General features: G+C 34.3%; 13 protein-coding genes. 3 read left to right on the top strand and 10 right to left on the bottom strand.

Features of this window, described 5'->3' with window-relative positions; genetic code table 11:
• Positions 1-3 precede the first annotated feature (3 nt).
• Complete coding sequence (locus tag ABN256_RS08075) at positions 4-2250, bottom strand: type VI secretion system Vgr family protein (protein ID WP_349439340.1); 2247 nt, start codon at positions 2248-2250, stop codon at positions 4-6.
• Between the two features lie 101 nt (positions 2251-2351).
• The gene (locus tag ABN256_RS08070; RefSeq protein ID WP_196553929.1) at positions 2352-2870 is read right to left on the bottom strand and encodes an Hcp family type VI secretion system effector; all 519 of its coding nucleotides are present in this window, start codon (positions 2868-2870) and stop codon (positions 2352-2354) included.
• A gap of 975 nt (positions 2871-3845) precedes the next feature.
• Between ABN256_RS08070 and ABN256_RS08065 the strand changes: the two genes are divergently transcribed.
• Complete coding sequence (locus ABN256_RS08065) at positions 3846-5261, top strand: NAD(P)/FAD-dependent oxidoreductase (protein WP_115350733.1); 1416 nt, start codon at positions 3846-3848, stop codon at positions 5259-5261.
• Between the two features lie 43 nt (positions 5262-5304).
• Here the strand turns inward: ABN256_RS08065 and ABN256_RS08060 are convergent, their stop codons facing one another.
• A complete protein-coding gene (locus tag ABN256_RS08060; protein WP_197268921.1) occupies positions 5305-6459 on the bottom strand; it encodes a type I restriction endonuclease in 1155 nt (384 codons plus the stop codon).
• Positions 6460-6981: 522 nt separating this feature from the next.
• Between ABN256_RS08060 and ABN256_RS08055 the strand changes: the two genes are divergently transcribed.
• A complete protein-coding gene (locus ABN256_RS08055) occupies positions 6982-7509 on the top strand; it encodes a hypothetical protein (protein ID WP_196553931.1) in 528 nt (175 codons plus the stop codon).
• 451 nt (positions 7510-7960) lie between these two features.
• Positions 7961-8254 (top strand): helix-turn-helix domain-containing protein, encoded by a 294-nt coding sequence (locus ABN256_RS08050; RefSeq protein WP_196553932.1) that lies wholly within the window; start codon positions 7961-7963, stop codon positions 8252-8254.
• Positions 8255-8402: 148 nt separating this feature from the next.
• Here ABN256_RS08050 and ABN256_RS08045 read toward each other — a convergent pair whose 3' ends face one another.
• The 7 genes from ABN256_RS08045 to tssF all read right to left on the bottom strand — a co-directional run bounded on the left by ABN256_RS08045 (position 8403) and on the right by tssF (position 15450).
• Positions 8403-9140: an ankyrin repeat domain-containing protein gene (locus ABN256_RS08045; RefSeq protein ID WP_196553933.1), complete on the bottom strand. Its 738-nt coding sequence runs from the start codon at positions 9138-9140 to the stop codon at positions 8403-8405.
• Positions 9141-9541: 401 nt separating this feature from the next.
• On the bottom strand, positions 9542-10180 hold the full coding sequence (locus ABN256_RS08040; protein ID WP_340893563.1) for a hypothetical protein: 639 nt from the start codon (positions 10178-10180) through the stop codon (positions 9542-9544).
• A gap of 9 nt (positions 10181-10189) precedes the next feature.
• On the bottom strand, positions 10190-11566 hold the full coding sequence (locus ABN256_RS08035) for a VasL domain-containing protein (RefSeq protein WP_340893561.1): 1377 nt from the start codon (positions 11564-11566) through the stop codon (positions 10190-10192).
• A 90-nt stretch (positions 11567-11656) separates the two neighbouring features.
• The gene (gene tssE / locus ABN256_RS08030) at positions 11657-12085 is read right to left on the bottom strand and encodes a type VI secretion system baseplate subunit TssE (protein WP_072070789.1); all 429 of its coding nucleotides are present in this window, start codon (positions 12083-12085) and stop codon (positions 11657-11659) included.
• Between the two features lie 2 nt (positions 12086-12087).
• Positions 12088-12651 carry a type VI secretion system lipoprotein TssJ gene (gene tssJ, locus ABN256_RS08025; protein WP_196553936.1) on the bottom strand — a complete coding sequence of 188 codons (564 nt, stop codon included), beginning with the start codon at positions 12649-12651 and terminating at the stop codon, positions 12088-12090.
• The gene (gene tssG / locus ABN256_RS08020; protein ID WP_349439338.1) at positions 12626-13723 is read right to left on the bottom strand and encodes a type VI secretion system baseplate subunit TssG; all 1098 of its coding nucleotides are present in this window, start codon (positions 13721-13723) and stop codon (positions 12626-12628) included. Before tssG ends, tssJ begins: the two co-directional genes overlap by 26 nt.
• On the bottom strand, positions 13687-15450 hold the full coding sequence (gene tssF, locus ABN256_RS08015; RefSeq protein ID WP_196553937.1) for a type VI secretion system baseplate subunit TssF: 1764 nt from the start codon (positions 15448-15450) through the stop codon (positions 13687-13689). The genes tssG and tssF overlap by 37 nt, the downstream gene beginning before the upstream one ends.
• Between the last annotated feature and the right edge of the window lie 11 nt (positions 15451-15461).

The raw sequence follows: 15461 nt of genomic DNA, 5'->3' as shown, positions 1-15461 counted from the left end.
TGATTATTTCCCTTCACTTGAAAAAATATTGTTAACAGCGGTTTGTAAACTGGATTTATCACCAATACCATTAGCAGAGACACAAGGTGATGGCGTACTTGGATTTAACCCTAAGACCCCTCCAATCGTGTTAATTTCCCCTCCATTATCAACGGTGATATTGAAAGATTTTCCTTTTAAATTAATGGCACCAGAGGCGCTGAGTTCTAATACACTTTCTCCACATTCCAAACGAATGCATTCACCAGAACCAATAAAATATTGCCCTACTGCTTGATCGGTACGATATCCTCCGGTTAAAAGAGAGGAGTTTCCTTTTATTGCAATATCTTGTTTTATAACAACTTTTGTGTTTTCAACGCCTTCAATAGTGTTACTTTCATTACCACCAACGTTCTTGGTTTTATTTTGAAAAACAGTAAGAGATTGGTCATTTAAAACAGTGGTATTCATATCCTTCTGCGCATGAATAAAAATCTCCTGCTTACCGCCGGCATCTTCAAAGCGCAGTTCATTAAAACCGTCACCCTTATGGGTTTTGGTTTTGATTGTGGTGCGAGTCATATTTTCAGGAAATTTCAACGGTGGCGCGTTGCGACCGTTATAGGTGCAACCCGTGATAATCGGTCTATCAATATCGCCATTTAAATAAGAGACAATCACCTCTTGCCCGATACGCGGTACGGCAGAAAAACCATAGCCATTGCCGTTCCAACCCATCGCCACGCGCACCCAACACGAGGCACTGTGATCGGGTTTGCCATAGCGATCCCAATGAAAATAGACCTTCACCGCACCCACTTCGTTGACGTAAATCTCTTCACCCGGAGGACCTACCACAGTGGCAACTTCATCGCCATCGGCAGTGGGTTTATAATGATGTGGAGGACGCCATTCTTGCGTACCGGGAATAAATTCGACGCTATTAGACAGTTGAGTCCCTTCGCCACCACCGTTATCCGCTAACGGCTGAACACCATGATGCGAAACTTGAATGACTTGCCAGTTGTCATTCATCATTAAATTAGGGTGGTTGCTTAGCGAGAAAATCTTGCCCGGCATTAAGGCAAAACAGTTGGTGCTGGCGCGTCCCACTCGACTGCCGTTGCGCAGTTGTTCAAAACGTATGGCGGTGAGAGGTGCTGCTTGTGCATCTTCTTGAAAGCGTCCATAGCTTTCAAACACGCTATGCTGACCGCCTTTTTCTAATTTGGCTTGATGGGCTAACGGGTAAGAAGGGCGGATAAAGTTATTGTCTTTTTGAATGGTTTCATCAACACAGAGATATTCACCGTATTGCCATGTGGTTGCCGTGCTGTCGGTAATATCACTTTCCGCTTGCGGGTTATAGGTCAGGTGAATGCCAGCCGTCATCCCCATATGTTCATCGCTATAAAACAGTTGGTTCTCTTCAAACCAAAAGTTAATCCCTTCTTCAAAAGCTAAACGGCACCAAAACGCATAGGCGGATTCCCGTTTTTGTGTGATATAAGGGCGTTTTTGGTGTAAATCTTCACGGTAAAATTTGCTGTCTGCTTTGATATGGGCTTCTTCTAACAGCGTTTTTAAAATCTCAGGCACTTTTTTATGCTGAAAAATACGGCTGTCTTGATTCAGCGTCATTACCCACATTTCAGGGCGAATATCAAAGTGATACCACGTTTTTACACCATCAGTATTCCCTTGCACGGCGCCCGCTAATATTCCACGCACGGTGCGGACTTCTTTACCGTTGCGTTTAACGGTTAACGAGGACGCCACACCTAACAGCGACTGAAAATCGATAAAAGGCAAGGTAGTGACCGCGCTAATGGATAGCGAAAATAAACGTGATAACCCTTCGTTTAAATTAAATTCAGTGACTTGAAAAGTGCTTTCCGGTAAACCAGCAATTTGGCAGGTGAAGACCAAACCAGAAGGCGATACTGCGCCTAATAGCGAATCTAACAGTTGTGCATACGCTTTATTTTTCGCTAATCCTTCAGAGAAGGTGAGCCCTGGTACATCGTCATTATTTATTCCACTGGCAAAACCGCTGCCAGGAATAAGCGCTGAGGTTTGAGAGGCCATTGATGTGGCTTGCAAAAGCCCTTGTTGTGCAGTTTTTGCTGTGGTGAGGGCTTGCTGAGTGGAGGCCGAAAGTGTTGATGTTGCTTTAGCAATGGCTAATTCTTGCGCTTTATCGAGCGCTTTCTTCTTTAATCCACCAAGTTGAGAGGTTGAATTATTTTTTTTATCTTTCGCAAACATCATTCGCTCCAATATCCACTGAGCAAGCTACCGCTTGTTTTGTCCATTAAGAAAACGCAAAGAAACACCCACACACCTTGGTGTGCAGGTGAAAAAAAGGATTAACCTTCAAGAGGAGCGCGCCAGTCGTCAGAGCCAGACGTGCCTGCAACCGTGTGTTCCCAATCAATTTTTCGATAAGAAAGGGAGACTTCGATTAACTGTGTGAAGTCTGATTTTGCTGGATCTTGACAGTGAGGCATTTGGCAATCGATGTTGACGATAGTCGCATCGGTTAATGTGGTGGTGAAGAAATGCTCTTGTTTCCCTTCAACCGAAGTGCGATACCATTTTAATGTGGTTTTTGGCAGCATTTCGCCTGAGGCTAATGCGTTATACAGCAGAGGAACCGCTTTATTTAACGCCACAGTGAAACGGAATGGTTTATGGGCACGTTGGCCTGAAGGCTGACCGGATTGTGGATCAGTCGGCACTGTCACTACGTGAGAAAATGCTTGCACCAGCATTTCATCTTCGTGCCCTTGAACATAAATATTACCGACGGATCCCGCAGTAAATGCACCCGCAGTGATGTTACCTTGAGTTTTCCCTTCGATAGAGATATAGCATGGAGTTGGCATGGCAAGTCCTTAATTTACAGTGAGTAATCGTTTCTCAACAAAATCATTTTGTTGAAGTCCTTTCGATAAAAATCAGCCAGTGCGCACTGCGATTTGATAAGAGTAGCTTAAGTAATTTTGGAAGGAAGTAAAGAAAGGGGCAGAGAGAAAGGGCGTTGTATCCTCGTAGGATAAGTGACTTAGCGTAAAATAATTGTTCATACGATATTTACTGCTTTCGTTTATTATAATAAGTGTATTTACTTATACGATTCACTTTCGTAAATGTCCGAAATCTCGCTAAAGCCAGTCTGTTCTAATGTACATGGATTTTTAATATGTAACAAAATGTGTATTTTGTTTCAAATTGTAACGGCGTTGATTTATAAAGAAAAAATTAAGCTACTTTGATAAAAATAATCAAAAAAAGATTTTTTGCACTATTGGTTTAAAAATGAACACTTAAAATTTGGTTATGTATAGAGATAAATATAATCTTAAGTGTGGTCATTTTAACTATCTCCTTATTTTCCTCTGAATCACCATCAAATAACTAGTCCATTGTTATGTTTCTTATTCTTATCTCCTTCTTATGTGCTCAATTTATTGTCTTAATAACATTAGTTATCTTGTGGATTATTTGTTAATCAATTTATTTGATTTAGCTTATCTATTTGCAATTTGAATGTGTCATAAGCCCACGCTTAACAAATTGGTCGTAGATCTTTAATAGTGAAAAATTTTATATTTCGACGAAGAAACCAAGAAAAAAACTAGCTGAATATCATTTCGTTTTACTTAATGCGCTTAAATAATCGATAAAAAACAAAATGATGATTAATCCCCTTCTTTGCATAAGTAAATTAAATAGTACGGATTTTTAAGAAAAAAACAGACGAAAAGATTTACAAATACTTTACTAATAGTTTACAAATGAAATAAGATAACGTTATTGTTTTAATGCTAATAATTCATTGAGTAAAAGGAACGAGTAAAATGGCGATATCTAGAAGAAAATTTATCATTGGTGGAACAGTCGTAGCTGTAGCGGCTGGTGCGGGTATTTTAACACCAATGTTAACTCGCGAAGGGCGCTTTGTTCCGGGTACACCAAGACATGGTTTTGTTGAAGGTACGGAAGGGGCTTTACCAAAACAAGCTGATGTTGTTGTTATTGGTGCGGGTATTCTCGGTATTATGACCGCCATTAATCTTGTAGAACGTGGCTTATCTGTTGTGATTGTAGAAAAAGGTAATATCGCCGGTGAGCAATCTTCACGATTCTACGGTCAAGCAATTAGCTATAAAATGCCTGATGAAACGTTCTTATTACACCATTTAGGCAAGCATCGCTGGCGTGAAATGAATGCGAAAGTCGGTGTTGATACCACTTATCGTACACAAGGCCGTGTAGAAGTTCCTCTTGATGAAGAAGATTTAGTAAACGTAAGAAAATGGATTGACGAGAGAAGTAAAAATGTTGGCTCAGATATTCCATTTAAAACCAAAATTATTGAAGGCGCTGAATTAAAACAGCGTCTTCGTGGTGCGACAACCGATTGGAAAATTGCAGGATTTGAAGAAGATTCAGGAAGTTTCGATCCTGAAGTGGCAACATTCGTTATGGCAGAATACGCCAAAAAAATGGGCGTTCGAATTTACACCCAATGTGCGGCTCGTGGCTTAGAAACACAAGCTGGTGTGATTTCTGACGTTGTAACAGAGAAAGGCGCAATCAAAACTTCTCAAGTTGTTGTTGCTGGTGGTGTTTGGTCTCGTCTATTTATGCAAAATCTTAATGTTGATGTTCCAACATTACCTGCATATCAGTCTCAACAGTTAATTAGTGGTTCACCAACGGCACCGGGTGGTAACGTCGCTTTACCGGGCGGTATTTTCTTCCGTGAGCAAGCTGATGGTACTTATGCAACTTCTCCTCGTGTTATTGTGGCACCAGTAGTGAAAGAATCTTTCACTTATGGTTATAAATATTTGCCATTATTAGCACTGCCTGATTTCCCAGTGCATATTTCTTTAAATGAACAATTAATCAATTCATTTATGCAATCAACGCATTGGAACTTAGATGAAGTTTCTCCGTTTGAGCAATTTAGAAATATGACAGCACTGCCGGATTTACCTGAGCTAAATGCATCATTAGAAAAATTAAAAGCAGAATTCCCAGCCTTTAAAGAATCGAAATTAATTGATCAATGGAGTGGTGCAATGGCTATCGCACCAGATGAGAACCCAATTATCTCAGAAGTTAAAGAGTACCCTGGCTTAGTGATTAATACAGCAACAGGTTGGGGTATGACAGAAAGCCCTGTATCAGCAGAATTAACAGCTGATTTATTACTTGGTAAAAAACCTGTTTTAGATCCAAAACCATTTAGTCTTTATAGATTTTAATTAAATAGAAATAAAAGAAAGCCCTCATTATAGAGGGCTTATGTTAGCTGGTTTTTTTTCTAAAATTATCATCATTTTTTACATATTCAAATGAATCTAAAATAATTCCTGTTATTCTTAATATATCTTCTGGCTCATTAATATTTATTCTATTATTAACCAATGATAATCCAGCTCTAGATATTTCATTTTCTAAAATATTAGTAATTTCAATTGGAACTATAATATAAGGATTGTTTTTATCATAAAACCTAACAATCCATCTATTTGTTTTACCTTGATATAATATACCAAAATATGATTCGGTATCTTTATACTGAATATCATCATTGCCAATAATCAGTTTTATTTTTTCAAATAACATTAATTCATTTTTTGTTGTAATAATATTAGGGTTGTTTGGATCGATGATATCTACAATTTCAGTCGTTTTAATATTGGCAGTATTATCTTCTTTAACTTCAGTTGGATCATCAAAAGTCATTGCTTTATTGGATAACCCAGATACAACCATCGCACTAACAGAGCGTTCGACTGCTTGCTTTACCAATGGTGTTATGGAGTCTATGAATCTTTGGTTTAATTGTCTTTCAACATTAGAGCGGCTAGCAACATATCTTACAAATTCATTATCTACATCTCGTAAACTTGAGCTAATTGTTTTTGTAAAAGCCGATAAATAAACACTTTCTTCAGCTAAGGTTCTTAGTGCTTCCGGTTTAAATTTATCATGTCTAAATCTAAATAATTGACTGGCATCTGAATCACTTACCTCATCCATTCTTATTCTTAAGAAAGGGGTTGGGTCCATTACATTTTTCTGTTTTAAATCAGTAAAAAAACGCCATTCAAGTCCATTAGTTATCGCTGATATTGTCACTTCTGGTGTAGAGTTAAAATATCGTGACAACTGAGGACAATGGTTATCAAGTTTTTCTGAATATCCTTTTGCTTCAATAAACATGACGGGAACATCTTGGCAGAATAAGGCATAGTCAACTCGCTCATTCGCTTTAACTCCTGGAAAATCAGCACCATATTCTGCTTTAACTTTTTGAGGATCATAAGGATTAAAACCAAGGATATCTAAGAATGGCAATATTAGTGCTTGTTTAGTCGTTTCTTCTGTTGAGCAGTGTTGCCCTACATTCTTAACATGATCCATGTGATTTTTTAGCTTCAATTTAAAACTTTCCATTATCCTCACCTTTAATAATTAATGACTAAATTCCCAAACATAAAACTAAACACATCAACGGCTTTCATTACTATATATGTGTAAATATATTCAAAATATGCCCTATTAACATTTACTTTAAAAATTTTAATCTATAATTTAAAAGATCAATAGCGATGTGCTCACATTTACAGTAAATCAGGCGGGAAGTTTTATTTCGATTTTTAATGTATTGATATGTATAGATATTTTTTAATATTTAATAATGTGCATAGTAGTTTGAAAATAATAAACACAATATATAATTTTTATTTAGAATAAATAATAATAGTGTTTTTTTATTTTTATAATATCTTTTTTATAATCTATTTAAGACTATAAATATTATTTATCTTTTTAAATAGAATAAAGCTAATTTTTTTATTCGGAATTATATTAACATTAGGATAAAACTTGTGTTTTTTAATGATTAATTAGGATATATATTGATTCATTTGCTTTCGAGAACTTTGATCTCAACTTTATTAGGTAAAGGATAAAATAATGAAAAAAACGCTCTTAGCTAGCATGGTGTTGTTGGTTTCATCCAGTGTATTTGCGACTGAATCACAAGATACAAGTATGATTAAAGATGGTGTAAAAGGATTAACCTCCAGTATTACGACTATGAGTAAAGACGCTTTATCTGGCTTGAAAGATGGTGTTGATGAAGGCCGTAAATCAGGTAGTAGTATTGATGGTGCTATCATCATTTATGATAAAGAAAACTTAAATAAGTATACAACGATCAGATCACTTTCAGTAGGATCTACAGGTGAAAACAGCTACCTAGTTACGCTTGCGGTTAAAAATAATTCTGACTCTCTCATTCGCTTAACTAACTTAAGTGAGAAAAAAAATATTTATGCGATAGATGCTGACGACTTTGTTGCTTATTTAGATGGTATTCAAGAAGATGTCAATATCCCAAGTAAAACTGCAGTTAAATTACGTTTGGTATTTAAAGATACAGAAGGTGAACCTGTAAAAATACGCTTATATGAAAATGAAGTTGAATTAAATAAAAAATAACATTGTAGGCGATTTTATTTTAAAGTCGCCTATTAAATAAAATAAGCTAGCGTAATATTTTAAACCTTTCTAAATTTCTTTCGTTAGTTAAATTACTAATCTTATATCTCTCGCATATATATTATATAAATTAATCATTATTTAATAATAAAATAGCAGATAGCTTCAATCACAACTATTGTGCCTTTCTTTTGATTACTCTATATCAAGTGTTTAATACTATAGTATTAATCTAAATTTGATTTATTTTAAAATAACATATAGAAATGTAAATTATTTTAAAGTTAAAATATCGGAATAACCTTATTAACAGAGTTCGTGAAAGTAAGTACTGTTACGAGTGTTCAATAAAAAATGGTTAAGTATTTTCAGTTTATGATTTGATCGTTTTTAAACTGTAATTCGGTGTTTTTTCGATATGATCATCTAATAAAAGAAGGAGAACAATGGGATGATTAACACCAAACTTGGAAATAGAATAAAAATGATAAGAAGACAATTGAAAATAACAGAGAATGAAATGTCTGAAAGGTTGGGAATAAGCATATTACATTATTCTCAATTAGAAGGAGGGCATTTAAAAATAACGGTAGATCAATTAATTACTATTTCTTTTGTACTGGGGGTTACACCTCAAAGCCTTATTTTAGAGGCTAAAAAAACAGATTTTATGATTTTTGAAGATAGAGAATCGATAACACAACCTAGTGAGATCGTAATATTTAGAAAGAAAAAAGTAGTTTAAAGAAATAGTATTATCATATTTTTATTGATATAAAATTAAGATGAATATATAAAACTGTATTTTTAGTTTTTTTATTAAATTTATACTTCTTAACATTTTATAAATAATAGCATAAATGCCATCTTATAATGAGATGGCATTTATGTATTTAATGGCAGGACGTTGTATTTGTTCTATGATTAATAGCACCATTTTTAATTAGTAGTTTCTGCATATCTTTAAGATCATTTTGGCAAGCATAGCTCAATGCACTTTGATCGTAAGAAAATAATGACTTATCCTGTGTTGTTGTGACAAGGTTAACATCAGCACCTTTAGAAAGAAGATATTTAACCGTATCAATGCGATTATTGCTTGCAGCAATCATAATAAAGGTTTCACCATCACTTTCTACTCTTTGATTATTGATCTCAATATCACTTCTCATTAAGGCGTGAATTTTTTTAACGACATTAACATTATTGCCTAATACGGCAGATTTAAAGACATTATAGACATCTCCTTTATCTGTAGCCCAAAGGTTAGCACCTTGAGAAATAAGATAATCCACCATTTCTTCATCACCAATAAATGCAGCCCAGCCTAGTGCTGTTTGGTTTAAGCTTCCTGTATCTTTTGCTTCAATATCTTGACCATTGGCAAGCATCTTTTTTACTTCATTTAAATCACCGTGTTTAACAGCATCAAACCATAGCGCATTTCTACCTGTACTTGGCGAAGTATAAAATACCCGATGTGGTAACCGTGATTTATTAGCTAATTCAACCATATCAGAATAATTTGATTTAAAAGATTGATATTCTGGTGGGTTATTTTCATTAATAATCAATGCTTGTGCACTAAAAGAAACTAATGCTAATGAAATAACAAACATTTTCATATTCATTTAAACACCTTAAAATATAAATAATTAACAAAACTGATTTAAATTAGTTTATTAAAAATTAATATTTATTAGTGTTGTGATTTGAAACAAAATGTAAGTAAGGTGAGCTTTGTTAATACGTATTTGTAATGAAGATAAATCTTATTAATTGATTTGTTATTATATTGATTAAATATACGTGATTTTACTTGTTTTTTTGAATATAATAAGGATAATTATTTTTTTATCTTTATATGATGGTTTTATTATGATGTATACTTATAATTTAATATCGTGATTCTATCATTTTCTTATTTTTTTATTTTTAATTTAAAGACTGTTTTGTAATAACTAGTTACTTTTTAATGGATATTGCTATCATTATAAAAAACAGTGTGATTATGATATTATTAATTCTTAAATTAATAATAGGTGGCTTTGTCAATTTTATAATCTTTTTCATCTATTATTATTTTTGATTTCAATATAGAGTGTTCGTTTTCAATTATTATATCTTCATTTTGGCTGTGGTTTTTTTCTGATTGAGAGTTAATAAGGGTTATTTTTAGTTTAAAAGTGTTCTTTTTGCTAAAAATATAAAGATCAACATAGGATAATTTATAATCAGGATAGCGAATATCTCTTTTACTATAATCAATTAATGGTAATTTATTTTCTCTATTGTTCATAAATAAATTTATTTTCGATTCTAGTACCTGATATTTGTCATTTTGATAATTAAGCTCTAATATAATCTTATATTCATCTTCATCAGGAAATATAAAGTCTATTGAGCCAATATTATTTTTAGATGAGAATATATCTTCTTGATTTAATGTGATATCTGCAACCGTTACTGTTCTTGGTTTATTATTATAATAAATAACAGGGTTTGATTGAGTATTTTGAGATGGGATTTTTCTTTCATCTTTGGATTCTAAGGTTATTTTAATTAAATCTATTGGACCAACAAAGATAAGTCCGCCATAAGGTGAACCCATAATACAGCCATTTAATAAATTAACAATGACAATAAGTATTAAATTTCTTATAACGTACATATTGTTTCCTTATTTAGACTGTAATAACGAATATCGATTTAATAGTTGTTTAAAATGATTGTCTATTCGTTGATACTCATAGTCTGGAATTGAATTTGGTGTTGGTTGTTTTTCAAGTAAGCGTAACTCTTCTTCTAAAGGTTTAGCTTGATTGAAATGCTGGCGAGCTTTAAAAATAATAGATTTTAATTCAGAGCCTGTAATATAGTTTTTAGGATTACCATCGAAGCTATCTAATCTTTTACTTAACCCATCCAGTTCGGTCATACCTTTAGACCATTGATTGAGTTGTTCATCTGTAGTGGCATTTATTTTTAGATTATTTTTCCAAAGCTGTGTAAATGATAAAAGTTCTGGATTGTCTTGATACTGCTCATTCAAATAACTGATAACTTCAAGCCCATAACTCTGGGCCCATGTGGGAGAAAGTAATGCGAGCTCATTTAAACGCTGTTGTATCACATTAATCTGCTCTGAATTGAGTGTCTGTGTTATATTTCTGCCACTTGCAGGTTGTTGTTCAATAAGAGAGCCTGCATGTGCATTAATGGTTGGAATATAAGGAAAAGCATCTGCTAGATTGTTACTTTTTAATTCAGATAACCAAAAATAAAATAAGATAATAAAAACCAAACTACTGGTTAATGTACCAATTAAAATACCTTTCCATAATTCTCGGTGGTTGTTTTTTTTTGCTGACGTCTGTAATGCAATCGATGGGGAGATGTAGGTTTTAGGTGGTATGGTATTTTTAGTTAAATGAGGGAGGGGTGATAATACTGATTTAGTACTTTGAGATTGATTGTTTTCCTCTGCATTAATAACAGGCGATAAATCAGGAGAATAAAAATTATTATCTAATGTATCTGCATTTTCTAGTTGTCTCGCTTGGGTGATAATTAAATTTTGTAAGTAATCAAACTGGACAAGATGTTTAATTTCTAATGTTTGAAGGTGATGATTAATGTTTTTTAATAATTCTTCAATTTGATAAAGAACAGGTAAGTCGGCATAAATAAATATTGTTCCTCGAATACCTGAAATTAATTGTTGGTTTAATACAGAAAGAATATTAACACGAGTATGTGTTTGTACAGGCCATACTGTTTGCCAATGTTGAGTTAATATCTTATGGGTTAGATAAAGGCCTTCATTTAAACCATCTAATCCAGACTGGTGCTGCCGAGACAAAACAAACCAAGCAACTGTTTGAAGATCAACCCCATTTTGATTAAATAAAGAAACACACAATTCATGGATATATTGCCAGTTAATATCAGGGCGTGCTGGATGAAAACGTTTATCAAGTTCTTCTTTAATATTAAGAAATTGATTAAATACACGAGGATCACCTCCAATAGGAAGTGAGTCTAAATAAGAGTTCATAGAAGCCTCAAGTTAATTTAAGGTCTAAATGTTATAAAATAAAGTAAAACAAAGAAAAATAGGCTAAGAATAAAATGAATAGAAATACGTTTATGATAAGTTAAATTGTTTTTTTAAATGATGGAGAAATATTCGTCCATCAGGAGAAAACTCTGTACCATAACGTATAAGTCCTCTTTCATGTAATTCAATATCTAAAGAATAACATAATTTTCCAAATTCATTCTCAGGTAATATACCTAGTGTTACTGATTTTATTCTAGGTTCATATTTGAGTAATGTTTTTGATAATATTGCCATTACTTTATGTGAGCTTCCTGGTAATCCTTGAATAAGTTTGCTCATATCAGGTAAGCCATAATCAGGTAAATGTTTTAATGTTCCTGCTCGTGAGTTTAATATTCGACGAATATTATCCATAACAGACAGAATAACTTGGTTTTCTTCGGAGATGGTATCAACTGGCAATCCGCCAGAAAAATACCCCGTTAGCATTTCATAAAGAGAGGGTTGTGGCATCGTTATTTTTTATCCAAAGGTTGTAATGTTAGTGTATTTTCAGCAAGCTCAATTTTTCGTGCTTTATTTGGATCGAGCTCATTTTTAGGAATAACAATTCGCCAGTTATTTTTAGTTTCATCAGGTGTGTGAAACATTACCGCTATTGCAACAAATTCTGTTTCTTTTTCCATTGGCATATCTAAAGAAATAGATTCTCCAGGACGAATACGTAAGTCTTTTTGTGCTAGCAATGAAGATTTTAAAATATCGTTATTTTGATTAAACAGTGATAGGTAATCACTATCATTAAAGGTGTCAGCAGATTTTAGTTGGAATACTCTAACAATGACGGAAAGCGAAGAACCGTTATCGTCAGTATTAAGTGCTTCTCGTGCAGTAAAATCTAAATGTAGTACTTTAATTTGCTTATAGAAAATAGATTTAGTTAGAGAGACAGTACCATCGCTAATAGTTTGTGTTAGACCACATCCGGCAAGAGTAAAAACACCAATAAGTAATAGTGCTAGCCGGTAAGTATGGGGGAGAAATATTTGTGGTTTAGAATTGATAATTGCCATATTCATCACTTTTATAATGTTGAGTGCGGAGTGTTAGATATTGATAAAAACCAAGGCCGATGGTGATAAAAGAGTTAATTGGCGGTTTTTCAATAATGTTATGAGGTCGCATTACTGCTGTTCTACCCAGTTGCACACCTTGGCTTTTAGAGGTGCTCAGTGTTGCATCAGGTAATAAATCTCTTGGTAGTGTTAAACGCAACCGTGCATTAACGCGTGAACCTAAATAAACACGAAGCAATGCCATAAAATCTTGATAAATACTACCATCAGGTAGCCAGCCTTTTGCTTCATCTTTATTTTCAGTATGTAACTTTATTAATACTTGGCTATTTACATCTATCGCATAACTGCCCAAAACGGGTTTATTTTCTAATGTAATAGGAGATGAACACGACATTGCAGTGGGAGCTTCTAGTGCTATTCTTCGTGGATCATGAGGAATAATATTGACCTTTGTTGATGGCGCTAATAATTTTACTAATGCACTAATTCCTTCCGCTGTACGTGTAGGTAGGCGTAAGATTCCTAATAGCGCTAAAAAGCGAGATAGGGGGGATTGCACCTGATTAGCACAACCTGGAATACCTAAACCAATTAAACCATAGAGGTATTGTGATGTATTATCACAGCCTCCTTCATCGAAAGTCGCAGGATAAGAATATTTACGCCAAATCCGATAAAATTGTGTAGTCAGTCGATGATTAAAAATATCTAAAAAATCAGTTAGTGGATCTGTGCCATCTCGATATTGTGCAATATCATCGAGATAAGAAGTAGGAAGCGGTGAGGTGATACCATAAAGCCCCAGAAAGGTAGTACGTAAGCTTGGTACTGTACTTTTACGGTATCTATCAAGGGAGTCAATTCCTTTGATTTCAGTCACTGGAAAACCCATACCGCGATGAGGGCGAAAACGAATAGGGTCGTCTTTAGGATCGTGAGAACGTCCTAATTCATAGAACTTAGCATTAGATTTTTCAAGTAATTGGCAAAAGCGATAGAAATTTATATAAGGTAATTTTTCGCCTAAAGCTTCAATTAACGGGGTAGCTGTGGATTGTGGATCTCTTTCCATTGAATACGTTTTCCTGTTGGTAAGATAATCAGTGTTAATTGATTAAACAGATGAACATCGGCATAAAGTGCAAAAAAGCGATTAAGCATTTCACCAAATAAATACATATCCCCTTCACCATTAAAACCATTACTGTCTAATGTCACTTCAATATCAATGCCTCGTTGTAAAAAGCCTTTCTCAAAACGCTCAATTAAATGGTGTTCAACATGAATAATGGCATCGAGTTTTCGATGATTCATATCATCATCTCGCCAGTCATAGAGTGCGAGCGTACCCCGAAGCACTTCGGCATTGTCCATCATATTAAGAAAACTTGAACCAAGGTGGCTGAGCACTCGCCAATGAAAGCGATCTTCTGAAGGTGGATAAAGCGGTAAAGTGGGTTTACATAAATTACGTACAGTTAATGGAATTTGTAAGGTTTGTTCTGTTCTATCAAGCAATGTGCTTTGTAGTGCTTTACGAGGTAATTGCCCATTAGTTCCAGTGAGTTGTAATGAAAGTGTTTCTGTTTCGGTAGCCAAATCAAGATTTTGTTTTTCACCACCTAAAATAAGCCAAGTATCATGAAGTCCCGCTACCCCACGTTTAACTCGAGTATGGTAATAACGTTCAGGGGCATTATGGCGTAACATGCCACCACGATGACGAAAGCTAGTAAATGGCACATAAATAGATTCATTTGTCCGTTGAGAACCATGTACGCTATCAACACTATAAATTTCAGTATGCCCATCTTGAATACGACGCGGGCGTAATAAATATTCACTTTCTAGTCCATTAACAGTGAGGGGATCGGCTTCTATATTAAAAAGGTTAATGACAGGAACACAATGTAAACGGATATTTTCCTCACTTAATGTGAGCGAGTTATCCCATAAAGTATTTAGAACAATATCTAACTCAAATTTTGATGTTTCTTCAGGAAAATGGATATCACCTAATCCATTAAGCGACACAAACATAAATTTTTCACGAAAAGAAAAATATTCCAACAGCAATTGATAGCCACTAAAAGTGGTATCACCTTTAGGCCAAAGGGCATCCGTATTTTTAAATCCTCCCGGCGAAAAAGAGAGAGGCACGGCTATTCTGTCTTTTGATTGAGGGAGTTTTAAATAGGTTTTTGAAACTTGTTTGGTTAATGCTAAATGCAGTGCATTAGTTGTTGGAATATCACCCGATAAATAAAACGAAAGTTTATGAAGGTTAACTTCAGGCCAATTAATCATTTCACTACATGTAAATTTCAACCGAATAACTGAACGTCCATCTGGCTCGGCCGTTAAATTAACGGTTTCTATTCTTATTGGATTAAGTGTTAAATCTTGCGTTGTTCGATAGTGACAAATTGTTTTTTTCGGACCAATAGGACGAGAAAGTACCTCAAATTGAGCCGATATTTTATCTGTCATTTTCATTTTTTGAATATCTGGTGTTAATTCAATGATTGATAATGAAGGAATTGTTTGTAAATAATGAGGCCACAATAAACTAACAAGGCCTTCTGTTAATTCAGGTAAATCATCATCAATTTTTTGTCTTAATTGCCCCATTGAAAAAGCAAAGCCTTCAAATAAGCGTTCAACAAAAGGATCGGGTGTACCTACTTTATCTAAATCGAGCATTGCGGCTCTATCGGGATGTGCTTGTGCAAACTCTTTTGCTGCTTCTTTAAGATAGCGCATTTCCGCATCAAAATAGCGAAGGGTTAAATCATCCATTAATTTGATAC

Source organism: Proteus sp. fly-1008, assembly GCF_040140305.1.
Taxonomy (GTDB): domain Bacteria; phylum Pseudomonadota; class Gammaproteobacteria; order Enterobacterales; family Enterobacteriaceae; genus Proteus; species Proteus vulgaris_B.
Note: the sequence above shows the minus strand (reverse complement) of the source record. Positions and strands in the feature narration are given on the sequence as shown.

Excerpts from the sequence above, each read along its gene's own strand:
- ABN256_RS08070 (WP_196553929.1), bottom strand. The coding sequence starts at position 2,870 with ATGCCAACTCCATGCTATATCTCTATCGAAGGGAAAACTCAAGGTAAC.
- tssF (WP_196553937.1), bottom strand. The coding sequence starts at position 15,450 with ATGGATGATTTAACCCTTCGCTATTTTGATGCGGAAATGCGCTATCTT.
- ABN256_RS08065 (WP_115350733.1), top strand. The coding sequence starts at position 3,846 with ATGGCGATATCTAGAAGAAAATTTATCATTGGTGGAACAGTCGTAGCT.
- ABN256_RS08055 (WP_196553931.1), top strand. The coding sequence starts at position 6,982 with ATGAAAAAAACGCTCTTAGCTAGCATGGTGTTGTTGGTTTCATCCAGT.
- ABN256_RS08040 (WP_340893563.1), bottom strand. The coding sequence starts at position 10,180 with ATGTACGTTATAAGAAATTTAATACTTATTGTCATTGTTAATTTATTA.
- ABN256_RS08045 (WP_196553933.1), bottom strand. The coding sequence starts at position 9,140 with ATGAATATGAAAATGTTTGTTATTTCATTAGCATTAGTTTCTTTTAGT.
- tssJ (WP_196553936.1), bottom strand. The coding sequence starts at position 12,651 with ATGAATATGGCAATTATCAATTCTAAACCACAAATATTTCTCCCCCAT.
- tssG (WP_349439338.1), bottom strand. The coding sequence starts at position 13,723 with ATGGAAAGAGATCCACAATCCACAGCTACCCCGTTAATTGAAGCTTTA.
- ABN256_RS08075 (WP_349439340.1), bottom strand. The coding sequence starts at position 2,250 with ATGTTTGCGAAAGATAAAAAAAATAATTCAACCTCTCAACTTGGTGGA.
- tssE (WP_072070789.1), bottom strand. The coding sequence starts at position 12,085 with ATGCCACAACCCTCTCTTTATGAAATGCTAACGGGGTATTTTTCTGGC.
- ABN256_RS08035 (WP_340893561.1), bottom strand. The coding sequence starts at position 11,566 with ATGAACTCTTATTTAGACTCACTTCCTATTGGAGGTGATCCTCGTGTA.
- ABN256_RS08060 (WP_197268921.1), bottom strand. The coding sequence starts at position 6,459 with ATGGAAAGTTTTAAATTGAAGCTAAAAAATCACATGGATCATGTTAAG.
- ABN256_RS08050 (WP_196553932.1), top strand. The coding sequence starts at position 7,961 with ATGATTAACACCAAACTTGGAAATAGAATAAAAATGATAAGAAGACAA.